Source organism: Bacteroides sp. 41_26, from assembly GCF_949740115.1.
In the GTDB taxonomy this organism is placed as follows: Bacteria; Bacteroidota; Bacteroidia; order Bacteroidales; family Bacteroidaceae; genus Bacteroides; species Bacteroides nordii.
In genome coordinates, this window is the sequence record NZ_CATJGZ010000059.1 from 18,680 (window position 1) to 36,131 (window position 17,452).

Below are 17,452 nucleotides of genomic sequence, written 5' to 3' on the forward strand. Positions count from 1 at the left end.
ACTCCGGAGCTTTTTATTCGTTTCCGGAGATAAAACGTTTTAAATCACTCTTATTGAAGACCCATTCGGGGGTATAGAGTTTGCCGGTAGTTTCGGATGAAAGTTCGTACCACGGAGAGAGTGAACGATTTTGAGGATTAACCAATAAATGTATCTGCTGCGCAGGCATATAGCTTTGTGCCAGCAGATATACTTTTTTCCGGGTTTGCGGATTCACCGCCACATCCATCACAATAACAGCATGCCCGGGAGAACCGCCTTGTATAAATACATCACCGGGAGACAAAGAGGCATAAGGAACAACAACAAGCTCTTTTGACAAGGAAGCCGTACCGGCATACATAAATACTATATCCAGATATTTGCGGAAAGTCTTATAAGAATAATCGGGAGCAGTTGCGGCATACCACTGTACCTTGTTTCCGTTTACTTTAATACGATTACCCTCTGCCCACTTTTTATATTCGGCAGGGAAACCACTGGTGAAGTTAAACTTTATCTCATCATATCGTTTCTGTGCCCACAAATATTCAGCACGCAATCGTATCACAGCGTCAGCACACTGCTGCAAGTCACGATTACCGATCTCCATATCGATCACAGCGTAAGCCGCAGCCTGGTTCCGCTTCACCTGCCCGTTGTAAAGCAACACTTTACTCCCTGCCGGTAATAAAGACAGTGTCCGCAAATATGCTGTAAACGAATGGAGATCACAGGCTTCACGAACATATCCCGCAGGAGGTGTCACACGCCTTTCAATACTTTGCCCGGATACGGACAAAGCAGAAAGCGTAAACACAATGCTTATAAGAAAAAGCGTCTTCATTAATATACAACCGTTGATATAATCTGTATAAAGAGAATAAGAAATACCATTGCAATCGGATAAACCGTAGCATAAGCCACACTTGGGATATTACTGTCTACCATTGAGTCGGCAGCAGCAAGCCCCGGTGTACTGGTCATGCCTCCGGTTATGGTTCCCAATAAGTCGAGTACATTAATTTTAAAAACCAGCCTGCCTACCAATACGGCTACCAGCATAGGCACTATTGTAATAGCTGCCCCTACCCCGAACATCAGCAATCCGCTCTCCTGGAAAGTAGCTACAAGAGTCTTTCCGGCAGAGGTACCGACTTCAGCAAGAAAGAGCAACAACCCTAATTGGCGCAATAACTGATTGGCAGGTCCGGACATTGACCAAAGGATTGGTCCGGTTTTACCTACTGCACTAAGCACCAGAGCCACTATCAGTACACCACCCGTCAATCCCGGAGAGAAAGACAATCCACCGGGGAAGGATATATTGAGCTTTCCAAATAATACGCCAAGTACGATCCCCATCGCAATAGGAAAGAAATCGGTATCCGACAGCTTTTTGGCATCATTGCCCAACAAACGCGCCACTCCCTGTATACCTTCTTTCTCGCCTACCACCATTAACTTATCACCAAACTTCAGCGCAAGATCCGGTGACGGAGAAAGGTCAATACCACTTCGGCGAACACGGGTCACCGTACAACCAAAGTTGCGTTGCAGATTTAAGTCGCCCAACTGTTTGTTTATCATATCTTTCTTAGTGAGCAGCAACGACTCAATCTCTTGAGTCTTATCCAATGGGAGTTCACCCTCTTCACGCTTACCAATCAACACGGCAAGCTGATTCAAAGACTCATCACTCCCCACAGCCTGAATATAATCTCCTTCACGAAGCACCGTGTGGGCAGTAGGGATCGAAATTTCTTCGTCGTGCTTCAGCCGGGAAATAACAGCTCCGGTCATTGCACGGGCATTGATTTGCATCAGGCTACGGCCGAACACACTTGGATTGGTGACGCGATAAATACAGGTTCCCAATTCAGGAAATTGTCCGCGACGTTCTATTTCGAGACGGCGTGCCTCCTGGTCGAGGTTCACCCGCATGATCTTAGGAAGCAGTTTCACAAACAAGATAACTCCGATAACACCGAACGGATAAGCAATACCATAAGCAATGGAGGCCATCGGAGAATTTGTACTGTCAATAGCTACAGCAAGTCCCGGAGTACTGGTCAGTGCACCGGCAATCAGTCCCACAACACTCGGGGTATCAATATCAAAAGCATACTTCAGCCCTACAGCCGTAAGCGAAGCCGAACAGATAATGAGCATCGTAATAAGAATCAGGGTCTTTCCTTTGCTTCGGAAAGAATCAAAAAATCCGGGACCGGCCTGGATACCAATCGTAAATATAAAAAGTACCAATCCGAAGTTACCCAACTCTTTGGGGATAATTACACCAAAATGTCCGAAAAGTAAAGCAATAAAAATGACCGCCGATACATCGAGCGATAGCCCCTTGATCTTGATTCTTCCCAACATGAAGCCTAAAGCAACAATCAGAAAAAGTGCAAAATAAGAGGAGTTCAATAAATCAGTAAGCATAGGTTTTAAAGGGTTTGTTAGTTTAGGGCGGCAAAGGTACGTAAAAAAGCCTCAATCAACAAGTTTCTTCGTCGCAGGTGGCACCTTCACACTCAAACTCAAGCGTAATATGATGAATGCCCGCATCCTCTAATACACGCCTGATGAGATGCTTAGCTTCCTCCATATGATTCATTTCATCCAATACAATATGTACAGTCAATGCAGTTTCAGTGGTACTCAACGCCCAGATATGAAGATGATGATACCCCACAACGCCGGGTTGTGAAAGTATAAGCTGTTCTATTTTCTCCGTATCTATTCCTACAGGTACTCCATCCAATGAAAGCCGAAGACTGTCATGCAACAACCCCCAGGTAGATATAACGATAATAACTGCGATAACCAGCCCGATAACCGGATCGACAATGGTCCAGCCGGTATACATGATGATAATACCCGAAATCACTACTCCTACAGAGACCAGCGTATCAGCAGCCATATGCAGATATGCTCCCTTTACATTCAGATCTTTCTCTTTATCTTTCATGAAAAGCCAGGCAGTGACAGCGTTTATTACAACGCCTGCCCCGGCTGTCCAGGCAATAGCAGCACCCTCTACAGGAGTAGGATGAAGTAGCTTGCCTATACTTTCGGTAATAATGATACCTACAGCAACCAATAGAATTACAGCATTGAGCAGAGAAACCAATACCGTACTCTTTTTATAACCATACGTATAGCGACTATTAGGATGTACTTTTGCCAAACGAAAAGCAAGCATAGCGAGCACAAGGCTCGCTACATCTCCCAAGTTGTGTCCGGCATCGGAAAGCAAACCCAAAGAATCATAATAAAAACCGATGCCGAACTCAACAAGGACAAAAAGTATATTGAGCGTAATTCCTATAATGAACGATTTATTAAGCGACGATAACTGATGTACGTGCTCATGCGAATGATGTTCGTGATTGTGTACCATTATTATATTCTATTTTAGCCTGTTATGAAAAACAGATCTCTATTTAAAAAGGAAACATTTCATATCCTGAATTGGTTCAGGAAAACAAGTAAATAAGAATTCACCTGATAAGCTTATACCCATAAATAAGTATTGTTCTAAGAGGATTCATCATATTTAGGTATTGTCCTTTCTTTGTTTCACACGTAACTTTGCAACGATAAATAATAACAAAACAATGGTTCTTATCTCAAAACCAACTTCCAAACGAACACATTATCGCAGAAACTTGACAATCCTTTTGTTATTTCTCATAATCGGTATTGTTACATTTTGCCTATGCCTTATTTCACACAATGATTCCAACATCCATTGTCACTGTTTACAATGCCTTATGAATCATATCCCTGAAGATGGTGAATACCTTTATAATCGCTACCTGCCTCTTATCAGCCTTCTCTGGATATTACTGATATTCCTTCCGATCTACTTTTTCAGACACAGAAAAAAATAAGCTTCCGGTTGATACAGAAATGAACCGAAAACTTATCCAAAAGAAATTCTCTTCTCTCTTTTGTCTACTGTTTTTTTGATTACCTTTGCCGCCGAAATAGCGCTTTTTCATCTTGAAACAATCGATATTTAGCCGGAATTAAACTAAAATCTAAGAACTGTGTTATAGACATCAGGGACCTAACTCTCTTTGCAGAGAAACAATTGTGTTATTTTAGATTTAAAGATTTAATAAGGAGAAAAGATTTATGTTATCAGGAGAACAAGTGGAAGAAACTTCCAACACAGACAGTTGCCAGGCAACCGCAACATCTCAAGAGGCAATACAAACTGTTACCACCTATACCACCGGCACAGTAGCTACAACACCTGTACGCAGAACATTTGAAGAACAAAAACCATTCATCTTCGGAATTGTAGGTTTCGCGGTATTGTACATTATTACACTTATCATAACCCGGATTGTAAAGAATCAATTAGCACGTTAAAACACCCCCATGGATATCCATCAAGAATTAAAAGAGCTTTCTAAATTCCTGTCGGAGTACTCTACCAGCCTTATGGCTGTAGGAGTACAAACTTCACGTATTGTACGCAACACCGCGCGTATAGCCGAATCATTCGGGTTCCTCTGCGATATGACGATCTTTCAGAAAACGATCATTATGACATTGCGTGACGCCGACAATTCACATTCATACAGTACTGTGAACAAAATAAAGCCTATGGGATTGAACTTTGCCATCAATTCAAAGCTTAGTACCCTTAGCTGGCAAGCTTATGATGAACGACTCTCATTGCCGGAATTGCAACGCCGTTATCTGGACATTGTCAGCAAGCCACGCGAGAGCAAATGGCTGGTACTAATCCTTGTTGCATTTGCCAATGCATCCTTTTGCCGCTTGTTTCAGGGAGACTTTACTTCGATGGGAATTGTATTTGCAGCCACTCTGGTAGGTTTCTTTGTCCGTACCCTACTGATGGAACATCACTGGAACCATCTGGCGGTATTTATAATCTCCGCTTTCGTGGCTTCAATGATTGGCAGTACAGGCTATCTGATGCATTGGGGCAATACTCCCGATATGGCACTGGGTACAAGTGTTCTCTACCTTATTCCGGGGGTGCCATTGATTAACTCCATCATGGACATTATCGACGGGCATGTATTGGCAGGGACTTCAAGATTTATCAACGCTTGTCTGCTTATCATTTGTATAGCGATAGGTCTGTCAATGACTCTTTTATTAACCGGAATCAGCGCCTTATGACAGCACAGTTTATCACAGAGATCATACAAGATGGGGCCTTTGCCGCTATTGCTGCTATCGGGTTTGCCATTATATCCAATCCACCCCGTAAAGCCATATTAATATCCGCTTTACTGGCCGCCATAGGTCACGGATTGCGTTATTTCCTTATGCACACTGCTATGCCTTTGGAGATTGCAACGGCTTCGTTCTTCGCCGCCTTCTCTATCGGTCTGCTGGCTATCCCGTTTGCAAAAGCCATTCATTGCCCGGCAGAAGTTTTTTCGTTCCCATCTTTACTCCCTATGATTCCGGGAATGTTTGCTTATAAGAGTATTCTTGCATTAACTCAATTCATGCAAACAAAAGATGACACCGCTTCATTAAAATACCTGGTGGAGTTTTGCCACAACGGAGCTACCACTATCTTCGTGCTTTTTGCCCTGGTAGTAGGTGCAGCCATACCGGTATTTATCTTCCATCGCCAATCATTCACAGCAACCCGCTTGCTGAAGAAACTGGTGAAGAAATAAACATAATAAAAACAAGCCACCGGAATGATTCACTAACAATGTCATTCCGATGGCTGTCCCCTTTAAACACCTTTAAACAAAATGAAAAAAATATGCCTCAACTAACTAAACTAACTAACCCTTAGAGGCATATTTTAGATTTACGATTGAACGATTTACGATTCTATGATTGAAGTAACCCCAATTATAAACTGTAAATTGTCTAATCGTAAATTTTTTCTTTATTTACGAGCCTCAGCAATGTAACCCAATGCTTCAGCACATTTAGCTGTAACATAAGCCCAATCTTCGGCAGCTACTTTATCTTTCGGGAAGAGTTTAGAACCCATACCTACGCAGAATACGCCAGCCTTAATCCAGGCAGTCAGATTTTCTTTAGTCGGCTCAACTCCGCCGGTCACCATTAATTTAGACCATGACATCGGAGCCATCAGACCTTTTACAAAATTAGGACCATATACATCACCCGGGAATACTTTGCAAAGATCACAACCTACCTCCTGTGCGAAACCTACTTCTGATACCGAACCACATCCCGGAGTATAAGCTACCAGACGACGGTTACAGATCTTAGCGATTTCAGGGTTGAACAACGGACCTACTACGAAGTTAGCACCTAACTGAATATACAGTGCAGCTGTAGCCGGATCAACAATAGAGCCAATACCCATAGCCATTTCCGGACATTCCTTTGCTGCAAATTTCACTATTTCAGCAAATACTTCATGAGCAAAGTCACCACGATTCGTGAATTCGAAAGCACGAACACCACCTTCATAACAAGCTTTTACTACTTTTTTTGCAATTTCTGCATCTTTATGGTAGAATACAGGAACCATGCCGGTTGAACCAATCTTGTTCAGAACCGCTATTTTATCAAATTTTGCCATCTTCTTATTTACAATTTGACGATTTACTATTTACTATTTAAATGTTTTGCACATCAGACAATTTACTATTTATTGAGTTTGGCTTTCATTGTTGTTATAGAACTAACTATAATTTTAAGTAGTTCTTTATTCTCTTCATATAAAGCAGACAATAAATCTGACTTTATCATTTGAATTTCCATAATCAGCTCCAACCAATATAATGTTTCATCTAACTCTTCCTCCACTATTTTCAGTTTATTCAAAAAGTCTTTATCTGACTTACCCAAACATGCAGCTCTATAATTTGCAGCAGGCGATGTTCCCGAACGAATAATCTGATTGCCAATTGCTCGGCCAGCAGGAGTATTAGGTAATTTATCTACTAATTTAATAACACGTACGGCCAAATTTTTCAGCCTCATTTTCATTTCCTCTGCGGTCATTAGCCCTGACATTAAATAGTAAATAGTAAATTGTCCAATAGTCAATCTCTTTATCTTTGCACGCGTCCGCTTGCATCACCTCCTGCCAGCGCTTCTACCTCTTCTACTGATACAAGGTTGAAGTCACCATTGATAGTGTGTTTCAATGCAGAAGCAGCAACAGCAAATTCAAGAGCCTCACCCTGGTTCGGTTTCGTCATCAAACCATGGATGATACCTCCGGAGAATGAGTCACCACCACCTACACGGTCGATGATAGGATCAATATCATAACGCTTTGAAGTATAGAACTCCTGACCATTGTAAATCATAGCTTTCCAACCGTTATGTGTAGCAGAGAAAGACTCACGCAATGTAGAAATTACATATTTGAATCCAAACTCTTTCATCATCTGCTGGAAGATACCTTTGTAACCTTCAGCATCCGTATGTCCTGCTTCAACATCAGCATCCGGCTTGAAACCCAGACAGAGTTCTGCATCTTCTTCATTACCAATACATACATCTACATATTTCATTAACGGCTTCATGATAGACTGTGCTTTTTCTTTAGTCCATAGTTTCTTACGGAAATTCAAGTCTACAGAAACTGTTACGCCATGACGTTTTGCAGCCTCACAAGCCAAACGAGTCAGTTCAGCAGCTTTATCAGAGATAGCCGGAGTGATACCAGACCAGTGGAACCAGTCAGCACCTTCCATAATAGCATCAAAATCAAAATCAGCAGCATCAGCTTCAGCGATAGAAGAATGAGCACGGTCATAGATTACTTTACTTGGACGCATAGAAGCCCCTGTTTCAAGATAATAGATACCTACGCGATCACCACCACGGGCAATAAAGTCTGTCTTTACACCATATTTACGCAATGCATTTACAGCAGACTGACCGATTTCGTGTTTAGGCAATTTTGATACGAAGTATGCATCGTGGCCATAGTTTGCACAGCTCACTGCAACGTTGGCTTCTCCACCACCGTATACTACATCAAAAGAGTCAGATTGAACAAAACGAGTGTTACCTGGAGTTGATAATCTAAGCATGATTTCGCCTAACGTAACGACTTTCTTTCCCATAATTCTATGTTTTAATGAAATAAGTAATTAATATTATTAAGTTTCAATTTATCATCATAAGCCCATTTTGCAGCTTAACACACTGATACTATGCAATATATACAAACAACAAACGTACGCCACATAGCTTTCGTGTGCGGGCACAAAGATACAACAATTTTCGTAATTACAAAAATTGTTATATATTTGTGTCGAAAATATTAATATTATTATTGTGTACGAGCACAATATTGATTTACGATTTGATCATTTACGATTTACGATTGATAAAACTTCGTTCATTCAACCATAAGTCTGATGTCTTTTCAATCGTAAATCGCAAACAGTCAAATCGTAAATATGAATAAGTTGCCTGATAGAATCAGAATCAAAGATATCGCCCGTCTGGCCGATGTATCAGTAGGAACAGTAGACCGCGTCATTCATGGACGTAGCGGAGTTTCCGAATCAAGCCGGAAACGCGTTGAAGAGATCCTAAAACAGTTGGACTATCAGCCCAATATGTATGCAAGTGCATTAGCTTCCAATAAAAAGTATTCTTTTGCATGTCTCCTCCCTCAACATTTAGAAGGGGAATACTGGACAGATGTAGAAAAAGGTATCAGTAAGGCACTTAGTACCTATTCCGATTTCAATACTACAGTAAAAACCACCTATTATGATCCTTATGATTACCAGTCATTCGTTAACGCAAGTGATGCTATTATAGCACAGCATCCGGATGGAGTGATGGTGGCACCTACCGTACGCGAATATACCCGGATTTTCACCGGGCAATTAACAGAACTGGATATACCTTATATATATATAGATTCAAATATTAAGGATATACCCCCACTGGCTTTCTTCGGACAAAACTCACGCCAAAGCGGATACTTTGCTGCACGCATGCTGATGTTACTGGCTGGAGCTGAAAAAGAGATCGTCATCTTCCGCAAAATACATGAAGGTATCGTAGGGTCCAATCAGCAGGAGAACAGAGAAAAAGGATTCAGACAATATATGAAGGAACATCACCCTGCATGTAATATATTAGAACTGGACCTTCATGCCGAACGTAATGATGAAGATGCTCTTATGTTGGACAACTTCTTCCGGGAGCATCCTACTGTGCGCAACGGAATCACATTTAATTCGAAAGTGTACATTGTAGGAGAATATCTGCAAACCCGGGAAAAGAATAACTTCAACCTGATCGGTTATGACCTTCTGGAGCGAAATGTAGCCTGCCTGAAACAAGGAAGCGTGTATTTCCTTATAGCACAGCAACCGGAACTACAAGGATACAACGGTATCAAGGCATTATGCGATCATCTTATTTTCAAAAAAGAGGTAAATTGCATTAACTATATGCCTATTGATCTGTTGACAGTAGAAACAATTGACTATTACAGCAATAAATAAAGAAGGTTCTTCAATCGTAAAAACAGTAAATATAAATAAGCATCATGGAAACAAAGTATCTAAAAATCAACCCAGCTGACAACGTAGCCGTAGCTATCGTTAACCTACCCGCAGGAGAGAAACTTTCAGTGGATGGCATTGAGATAATCCTGAACGAAGATGTTCCGGCCGGGCATAAATTTGCCTTGAAAAACTTTGCTGAAGGAGAGGACGTCATCAAATACGGTTATCCTATCGGGCATGCCAAAATGGTAAAGAAGCAGGGTGATTGGATGAATGAAAATAATATAAAGACCAACCTGGCCGGACTTCTGGAATATACTTATAATCCGGTAGAGGTATCACTCGATATTCCAAAGAAAGATCTGACCTTCAAAGGATATCGTCGTAAAAATGGCGATGTAGGTGTACGTAATGAGATATGGATTATTCCTACTGTAGGCTGCGTCAATGGTATTATCAATCAGTTGGCCGAAGGTTTACGCCGTGAAACGGAAGGTGAAGGCGTGGATGCCATCGTAGCTTTTCCACACAACTACGGTTGTTCGCAATTGGGTGATGACCACGAAAATACAAAGAAAATCCTTCGCGATATGGTACTTCATCCCAATGCAGGTGCAGTGCTTATTGTGGGATTGGGATGTGAAAACAATCAACCGGATGTATTCCGCGAATTTTTAGGTGACTATGACCAGGATCGTGTGAAGTTTATGGTTACTCAGAAAGTGGGTGACGAATACGAAGAAGGTATGGCAATCCTGCGCGAACTTTACGCTAAGGCTTCTAAAGACGAGCGTACCGAAGTTCCTTTGTCAGAACTGCGTGTAGGCTTAAAATGTGGTGGTTCTGATGGTTTCTCCGGCATTACAGCCAATCCATTGTTAGGCATGTTCTCAGACTTCCTTATAGCACAAGGTGGTACAAGTGTATTAACTGAAGTCCCTGAAATGTTCGGTGCCGAAACAATTCTGATGAACCGTTGTCACAACAAAGAGTTATTTCAGGAAACCGTTAAACTAATTAATGATTTTAAAGAATACTTCCTCTCACATGGTGAACCTGTAGGAGAAAACCCCTCACCGGGAAATAAAGCCGGAGGTATTTCTACACTGGAAGATAAAGCACTGGGATGTACACAGAAATGTGGTAAGAGTTATGTAGAAGGTGTATTACCATACGGAGAACGCTTACAGGTGAAAGGTCTCAACTTGCTTTCTGCACCAGGCAATGATCTGGTGGCAGCCACTGCCCTTGCTTCCTGTGGTTGCCATATGGTGTTATTTACTACCGGTCGCGGCACTCCATTTGGTACCTACGTACCTACTATGAAAATCTCTACCAACTCAACTTTAGCTAAAAACAAGCCGGGATGGATTGATTTTAATGCAGGCGTTATCGTTGAAAATGAACCAATGGAAAAGACTTGCGAACGTTTCATTGACTATATTATCAAAGTTGCAAGTGGTGAATTTGTAAACAACGAGAAGAAAGGATATCGCGAAATCGCTATATTCAAGACAGGAGTAACGCTTTAAATCAGAAGTTAGAAGATAGTAGTTAGAAGATAGAAGTTAGGAGTTAGAATAAAAGAGCCGGTAGTTAAATCTATATTAGTATGTAAATCATAAACACGCTGTATAGATTCTGACTACCGGCTACTATATTCCAACTACTATATTCTAACCCCTATTACTCCCATTCTTAACTACTAATTATTATCTTTGCGTTCCCAAAACAAGTACAACCCTATATAAATGAACGAAGAAAAGAATAGTAAGCATATCTCCGGCTGGTGGGCACTCAGCCCGCTATTTGTTTTCCTGTGCCTCTATCTGGTAACCTCCATTATAGTCAATGATTTCTATAAAGTCCCTATTACAGTAGCTTTTCTGGTATCTTCCTGTTACGCTATCGCCATCACACGTGGTTTAAAGCTGGATCAACGGGTCTATCAGTTCTCTGTAGGAGCCTCCAATAAGAATATTATACTGATGATCTGGATCTTTATCCTGGCCGGGGCTTTCGCACAAAGCGCGAAAGAGATGGGAGCCATTGATGCAACAGTAAACCTCACTTTACACATTCTTCCCGACAATTTGTTATTGGCAGGCATCTTTATAGCTTCCTGTTTCATCTCCCTTTCTATCGGAACCAGTGTGGGAACGATTGTAGCTCTTACCCCTGTTGCCACTGGCCTGGCACTGAAAACCGGCATAGATATTCCGTTTATGGTAGCTATCGTTGTAGGTGGTTCCTTTTTTGGCGATAACCTGTCTTTTATTTCCGACACCACCATTGCTTCTACCAAAACACAAGGCTGTGTAATGCGTGACAAATTTCGCGTGAACTCAATGATCGTTGTACCTGCTGCACTTATTGTGCTGATTATCTATATTGTTCAAGGGTTATCAATCACCGCTCCTCCCCAGGTACAAGATATCGAATGGCTCAAAGTCATCCCTTATCTTGTCGTATTGGGTACAGCCATAGCAGGTATCAACGTGATGATCGTTCTCTTGTTAGGCATCATCTCCACAGCCATCATAGGACTTGCTACAGGAAGCTTCGGTATATTCGACTGGTTTGGAGCAATGGGAAACGGTATAACCGGAATGGGCGAGCTCATCATCATCACCCTGCTTGCAGGCGGTATGCTCGAAACAATCCGTTATAACGGAGGAATTGATTTTATCATTGGAAAGTTAACCCGCCATGTCAATGGCAAGCGTGGAGCAGAACTTAGTATCGCCGCCCTGGTCAGTATAGCCAACCTCTGTACAGCCAACAATACAATTGCTATCATCACTACCGGACCTATTGCCAAAGATATCGCCGGCAAGTTCAACTTAGATCGTAGAAAAACAGCCAGTATCCTCGATACATTTTCATGTTTCATACAAGGCATCATCCCTTACGGAGCACAATTACTCATGGCGGCAGGGCTGGCTAAAATTTCTCCAATCAGCATTGTAGGCAATTTGTATTACCCGTTTACTATGGGGACATTTGCATTATTGGCTATCCTTTTTCGCTATCCGCGAAGATATTCGTAGCATTCTTCTAAGAAAAGTCACAAACAGCATCTTCTGATGAAGATAACTTTACGATTTATAGTGTTTTATCACATATGAATCTTAATAAGATCCGAAAGTATTATCTATATTTGTGTTTAAATCTACAGACAACAGGAAGATATGTCAAATCTGAATTCCGATAAACTTCTCAGATTAACCTCCATGGCACAAATTGGATGGTGGGAAGCAAACTTTAAAAACCAAAGATACACTTTATCAGAATTTATAGTAGACCTTTTGGATCTCGAAAGTGATACTATTGAATTCAAAGATCTTCATAATCTTGTTCACGAAGACTACCGGGACAAATTGAAAGAGGCATCTATGACTCTTAAAAATCAGCGTACCTATGAACTGATCTTCCCTCTTTATACTAAATATGGAATAACCTGGGTATTATCTAAAATGGAATTCAACAAGAATATTGAGCAAGATAATCTAAAATCTTTTGGTTACATAAGATGCCTTGATGATATTGAAGTCAATGAAAAGAAACTATCCACAAGAGATGAGCTTAATAAATTACTCTATCGTCAAATCAGTATATCCCATTCTCTATTTTCATTTTTGCAAACAGATGATATCTCCGAAACAGTGCAGAAAATACTGAAAGATATACTAATGCAATTTAATGGAGACCGGACTTATATTTTCGAAATACTTCCGGAGAAAAACATACAAAGTTGCATTTATGAAGTGACAGCGGAAAATGTTTCAAAGGAACAAGAATTTCTTCAAGACCTCCCCATTAACCAGACTTCGTGGTGGAGCCAACAAATATTAAGCAAAAAGGCAATCATTCTGAACACACTCGATGATATGCCTCCGGAAGCTGAATATGACAGGGATATTTTAGAACCACAAAATATAAAATCACTTATGGTGGTCCCACTGTTATCCAAAAAAGGAGTATGGGGATATATGGGCATAGATATCGTTAAACGATATCGTAACTGGAGCAATGCAGATTACCAATGGTTTACCTCTTTGGCAAACATTATCAGCATCTGTATTGAACTGCGTAAATCCGAGCAAAAAGCAAGAGAGGAGCGGCAAGATCTCAACAACTTATACCGCCATATGCCCATGGGTTACCTCCAGATGCAAATTGTCTATAAAAATAATAAAGTAATCGTTCACAAATGGGAGGAGAAATAGGAGTAGAATCAACAGAAGATACAGGTTCTTCTTTCTGGTTTACACACCCTTTATAATATCTTATCAGAGTGAAAATCAAGCAATAAAGAAGTACGTACTTTTGAGGTGTAAAAGTACGTACTTAACACACTGTTAATATGCATTTTAAGTCAACATTAAATACGTACTCTTTCAATTAAAAGAATACATAGTGTACAACACAAGAGTATCTTATCCTTTACTTGTAAGAAATTAATTCCTCAACAGATTAAAACATAGAATATAATAATGAAGAATTTGCTAACTTTGCATCGTCATTCATAAACATCGTAAACGTACCTATGTTATTACCCTCCAATGAGAGTCATAACTGCAGGGAATAAATCGTAAATAAAAAGATGATCACATTTCCAAATGCCAAAATAAACCTGGGACTAAATATTACAGCAAAGCGTCCGGACGGATATCATAATCTGGAAACCGTCTTCTACCCTGTACCTATAGAAGATGCATTGGAAATCCATGTGCTAAATAATAGTACAGATAAGAAGTTTGCTTTGCATCAGGCTGGTATGGAAATAGCAGGAAATGCAGAAAACAACCTTGTGGTAAAAGCCTATTTATTATTGGATAAAGAATTCGATCTCCCTCCGGTAGATATTCATTTATACAAACATATTCCATCGGGTGCCGGCTTGGGGGGAGGATCCTCAGATGCAGCTTTCATGTTAAAACTCTTGAATGAACGATTTGAATTGAAGCTAACAGATGAAAAATTAGAGGAATATGCAGCTACATTAGGAGCCGACTGTGCTTTTTTTATAAAAAATACCCCAACTTATGCAGAAGGAATAGGAAATATCTTCTCCCCTCTTTCACTCTCTTTAAAGGGTTATCAGATTCTGTTGGTCAAACCGGATATCTTCGTTTCCACCCGGGAAGCCTTCTCACTGGTCAGGCCTCATGAACCGGAATATTCATTAAAAGAAATTATAACTCATCCCGTCAGTGAATGGAAAAAACAAATGGTGAATGATTTTGAAGCAAGTGTATTCCCGCAATATCCTGTTATTGGAGAAATAAAAGAAGAATTGTATAAAAATGGAGCGATATATGCCGCTATGAGTGGTTCGGGATCATCAGTCTTTGGATTGTTTGCTCCGGATATCGCAATACCGGATATTAACTTTGGCGAACGAAGTTTTGTATTTAAAGGAAAACTATAAACTTTGAATAAAAAAAATAAGGAACGCAGGTGTACAGTCTGCGTTCCTTATTTTTTTTAATCTGAATCCTTCAATACAGAATAAATCCCATTACTCCCGCCAATAGAATCATCAGAATCGGATGAACCTTATATTTCCAGGTCAGCAAAAAGGCTGCAACAAAGATCAGGATACTTTTGTAATCAATGAAGTTATCCTTATTCATCAATAACAAAGCAGCCGCCCCAATCAAAGCTACAGACATAGGAAGCAACCCCGACATGGCGGCATTGACATATTTGTTGTTTTTGAATTTCACAAAGAAATAAGAGATAAACAATACCATCAGAAAAGAGGGCAGACAGACCGCTACAGTAGCAATAACGGCACCCCATATATTACCTGTTACCGTATAACCTATGTAAGTTGCACTGTTTATGCCGATTGGACCAGGAGTCATTTGCGAGATTGCTACTACATCTGTAAACTGTTGAAGCGTCAACCAATGATAACGCTCTACTATCTCAAACTGAATAAGAGAGAGCATTGCATATCCACCACCAAACCCAAATACTCCAATTTTCAGATAAACACATATCAGTTGCCAGTAAATCATACGCTTCTTCCTTTCAATTTATCTTTTAGCCACAGTGTATATACCAATCCCCCAACGATGCCAGCCAACACAATATATACCGGCGATACACCGGCTTTCCATATCAATACCGTACCTATTGCCGGAGCAATCAACTCCATATATCCCATGCGAATAGCCTTTATAGCCGAAAGACAAGGTACCAGTATCAATGCCACAACAGCCGGACGAATACCATTGAATATTCTGATAACATATGGATTATCCTGAAACTTATCAAAAAACAAAGCAATAATCAGGATAATAACAAATGAAGGCAAAATAGTACCCAAAGCACAAACTAAACTTCCCCAGAAGCCTCTCAATCTATAACCAACAAAGATTGATATATTAACAGCAAAGACTCCCGGCAAAGATTGTGTAATAGCAAACATCTGCATAAAATCTTCCTTAGTCATCCATTGCCGCTTCACTATCTCGCGTTCGATAAGAGGAATCATTGCATATCCTCCTCCTATGGTAAACATCCCTATTTTTACAAAATTGAGAAAAAGTGTCAGATACATATCGTATTCATAAAAGTAATGCTTACAAAGGTAAGAAAAAAAGAAATATCAAAACTAAATAAGATAGGATATAACATAAAACGGTACCACGACTCACGTCGTAGTACCGTCACAACACAAACACAAAATAAAACACGACAAAACTACTATGCAATCTTACCTGTCTATGCCGGGGAGGCATATGTACCGAGTATGGATATTCACATATACATAAATGGCTTCAGGCCGATTTGCACTATATAAACAAATAACTCATGTATTTGTTTATTTCTTGTATGTTAATGTAACATAAACTCTTTTTATTGTATGCCTCTCTCACGGAGTTTCAGCTGCCAGTTCCATGCAGAACGTAAAGTATCTTCAATACTTTCTACAGCTTTCCAACCCAGTTCTTTATTTGCATAATCCGGGTTAGCCCATACTTTTTCGATATCACCGGCACGGCGTCCTACAATCTTATAGTTCAACTTCACACCGGTAGCTTTTTCAAAAGCATTTATTAACTCCAATACAGACAAGCCACGACCTGTACCAATATTGAATACTTCTACTTTCTCTTTTTGTTTTTGCTCAAGAATACGCTTAATAGCAATTACGTGCGCCTTGGCAAGGTCTACAACATTGATAAAGTCGCGGATACAAGAACCGTCAGGAGTATCATAATCGTCACCAAATACGCTCAGTTCCTTACGAATACCGATAGCAGTTTGAGTCAGATAAGGAATCAGGTTTTGAGGAACTCCGTTAGGAAGTTCACCCAACAATGCAGTAGGATGCGCACCTATCGGATTGAAATAACGCAACAGGATAGCATTGATCGGTGCACCGGAAGCTACTGTATCACGAACGATTTCTTCGTTTATCTGCTTGGTGTTACCATAAGGAGATTCAGCTTTCTTGATAGGAGCCTGTTCTGTTACAGGAAGTTCATCTGGCTGACCATAAACAGTACAAGAAGATGAAAATACAATACCACCTACATTATGCTTAGGCATCAATTCAAGCAGATTGATCAAAGAAACAAGATTATTGCGGTAGTAAAGCAATGGCTTCTGAACAGATTCGCCTACTGCCTTGCTGGCTGCAAAATGAATGATTGCTTTAATACCCGGATATTTGGTAAACACGGCATCAAGGCCATTAAAATCCAAGCAGTCAAGTTTTTCAAAAACGGGACGTATACCAGATACTTTCTCGATATTATCAACTACGTCAGCATTTGAGTTTGAGAGGTTATCAATGATGATTACTTCGTATCCACTGTTTTGAAGTTCTACTACAGTGTGAGAACCGATATAACCAGTTCCACCGGTTACTAAAATTCTTTCTTTCATATATTTATACTTGGTTAGTTCTTTCGGTTTTGTCCTTTTGTTCTGTTTGCAAATTTAGAAAAATTAATTTAGAAAAGCAGGATTGG

At 40.3% G+C, this 17,452-nt stretch carries 17 protein-coding genes; 8 read left to right on the forward strand and 9 right to left on the reverse strand.

The window, feature by feature from the left end; all coding sequences use genetic code 11:
• Positions 1-13 precede the first annotated feature (13 nt).
• From QX565_RS06285 to QX565_RS06295, 3 genes are read right to left on the reverse strand one after another with little or no spacing between them, the layout of a single operon-like run.
• Positions 14-826 (reverse strand): DUF4846 domain-containing protein, encoded by an 813-nt coding sequence (locus QX565_RS06285; RefSeq protein ID WP_025867134.1) that lies wholly within the window; start codon positions 824-826, stop codon positions 14-16.
• A complete protein-coding gene (locus QX565_RS06290; RefSeq protein ID WP_002559802.1) occupies positions 826-2,424 on the reverse strand; it encodes an aspartate:alanine exchanger family transporter in 1,599 nt (532 codons plus the stop codon). Before QX565_RS06290 ends, QX565_RS06285 begins: the two co-directional genes overlap by 1 nt.
• 55 nt (positions 2,425-2,479) lie before the next feature.
• Complete coding sequence (locus QX565_RS06295) at positions 2,480-3,385, reverse strand: cation diffusion facilitator family transporter (RefSeq protein ID WP_221649951.1); 906 nt, start codon at positions 3,383-3,385, stop codon at positions 2,480-2,482.
• 740 nt (positions 3,386-4,125) lie between these two features.
• On the opposite strand from QX565_RS06295, the gene QX565_RS06300 reads away from it, so the two are divergent.
• Genes QX565_RS06300 through QX565_RS06310 form a run of 3 tightly spaced genes read left to right on the forward strand, consistent with a single transcriptional unit; the run spans position 4,126 to position 5,660 of the window.
• Positions 4,126-4,365, forward strand: a complete 240-nt coding sequence (locus QX565_RS06300) for a hypothetical protein (RefSeq protein ID WP_025867132.1) — start codon at positions 4,126-4,128, stop codon at positions 4,363-4,365.
• Between the two features lie 9 nt (positions 4,366-4,374).
• Positions 4,375-5,148: a threonine/serine exporter family protein gene (locus tag QX565_RS06305; protein WP_195348755.1), complete on the forward strand. Its 774-nt coding sequence runs from the start codon at positions 4,375-4,377 to the stop codon at positions 5,146-5,148.
• Positions 5,145-5,660: a threonine/serine exporter family protein gene (locus QX565_RS06310; protein ID WP_025867131.1), complete on the forward strand. Its 516-nt coding sequence runs from the start codon at positions 5,145-5,147 to the stop codon at positions 5,658-5,660. Before QX565_RS06305 ends, QX565_RS06310 begins: the two co-directional genes overlap by 4 nt.
• 221 nt (positions 5,661-5,881) lie before the next feature.
• On the opposite strand, the gene QX565_RS06315 is transcribed toward QX565_RS06310, so the two are convergent.
• The 3 genes from QX565_RS06315 to QX565_RS06325 form a co-directional block, all read right to left on the reverse strand.
• A complete protein-coding gene (locus tag QX565_RS06315; RefSeq protein ID WP_002559797.1) occupies positions 5,882-6,550 on the reverse strand; it encodes a bifunctional 4-hydroxy-2-oxoglutarate aldolase/2-dehydro-3-deoxy-phosphogluconate aldolase in 669 nt (222 codons plus the stop codon).
• Between the two features lie 65 nt (positions 6,551-6,615).
• On the reverse strand, positions 6,616-6,975 hold the full coding sequence (locus tag QX565_RS06320) for a four helix bundle protein (RefSeq protein ID WP_251236999.1): 360 nt from the start codon (positions 6,973-6,975) through the stop codon (positions 6,616-6,618).
• 50 nt (positions 6,976-7,025) lie between these two features.
• Complete coding sequence (locus QX565_RS06325; RefSeq protein WP_002559795.1) at positions 7,026-8,051, reverse strand: sugar kinase; 1,026 nt, start codon at positions 8,049-8,051, stop codon at positions 7,026-7,028.
• A gap of 339 nt (positions 8,052-8,390) precedes the next feature.
• Between QX565_RS06325 and QX565_RS06330 the strand changes: the two genes are divergently transcribed.
• The 5 genes from QX565_RS06330 to ispE all read left to right on the forward strand — a co-directional run bounded on the left by QX565_RS06330 (position 8,391) and on the right by ispE (position 14,892).
• Positions 8,391-9,455, forward strand: coding sequence for a LacI family DNA-binding transcriptional regulator (locus tag QX565_RS06330; RefSeq protein ID WP_221649949.1), 1,065 nt, complete (start codon positions 8,391-8,393; stop codon positions 9,453-9,455).
• A 44-nt stretch (positions 9,456-9,499) separates the two neighbouring features.
• Positions 9,500-10,990, forward strand: coding sequence for a UxaA family hydrolase (locus QX565_RS06335; RefSeq protein ID WP_289291947.1), 1,491 nt, complete (start codon positions 9,500-9,502; stop codon positions 10,988-10,990).
• Between the two features lie 219 nt (positions 10,991-11,209).
• On the forward strand, positions 11,210-12,508 hold the full coding sequence (locus tag QX565_RS06340) for a Na+/H+ antiporter NhaC family protein (RefSeq protein ID WP_289291949.1): 1,299 nt from the start codon (positions 11,210-11,212) through the stop codon (positions 12,506-12,508).
• Between the two features lie 183 nt (positions 12,509-12,691).
• A complete protein-coding gene (locus QX565_RS06345) occupies positions 12,692-13,687 on the forward strand; it encodes a GAF domain-containing protein (protein WP_289291951.1) in 996 nt (331 codons plus the stop codon).
• A gap of 377 nt (positions 13,688-14,064) precedes the next feature.
• Positions 14,065-14,892, forward strand: a complete 828-nt coding sequence (gene ispE, locus QX565_RS06350) for a 4-(cytidine 5'-diphospho)-2-C-methyl-D-erythritol kinase (RefSeq protein WP_289291953.1) — start codon at positions 14,065-14,067, stop codon at positions 14,890-14,892.
• A 70-nt stretch (positions 14,893-14,962) separates the two neighbouring features.
• On the opposite strand, the gene QX565_RS06355 is transcribed toward ispE, so the two are convergent.
• The 3 genes from QX565_RS06355 to galE form a co-directional block, all read right to left on the reverse strand.
• Positions 14,963-15,487: a chromate transporter gene (locus QX565_RS06355; RefSeq protein ID WP_221649945.1), complete on the reverse strand. Its 525-nt coding sequence runs from the start codon at positions 15,485-15,487 to the stop codon at positions 14,963-14,965.
• Complete coding sequence (locus QX565_RS06360) at positions 15,484-16,032, reverse strand: chromate transporter (RefSeq protein WP_221649944.1); 549 nt, start codon at positions 16,030-16,032, stop codon at positions 15,484-15,486. The genes QX565_RS06355 and QX565_RS06360 overlap by 4 nt, the downstream gene beginning before the upstream one ends.
• 299 nt (positions 16,033-16,331) lie before the next feature.
• The gene (gene galE / locus QX565_RS06365) at positions 16,332-17,366 is read right to left on the reverse strand and encodes a UDP-glucose 4-epimerase GalE (protein WP_221649943.1); all 1,035 of its coding nucleotides are present in this window, start codon (positions 17,364-17,366) and stop codon (positions 16,332-16,334) included.
• Between the last annotated feature and the right edge of the window lie 86 nt (positions 17,367-17,452).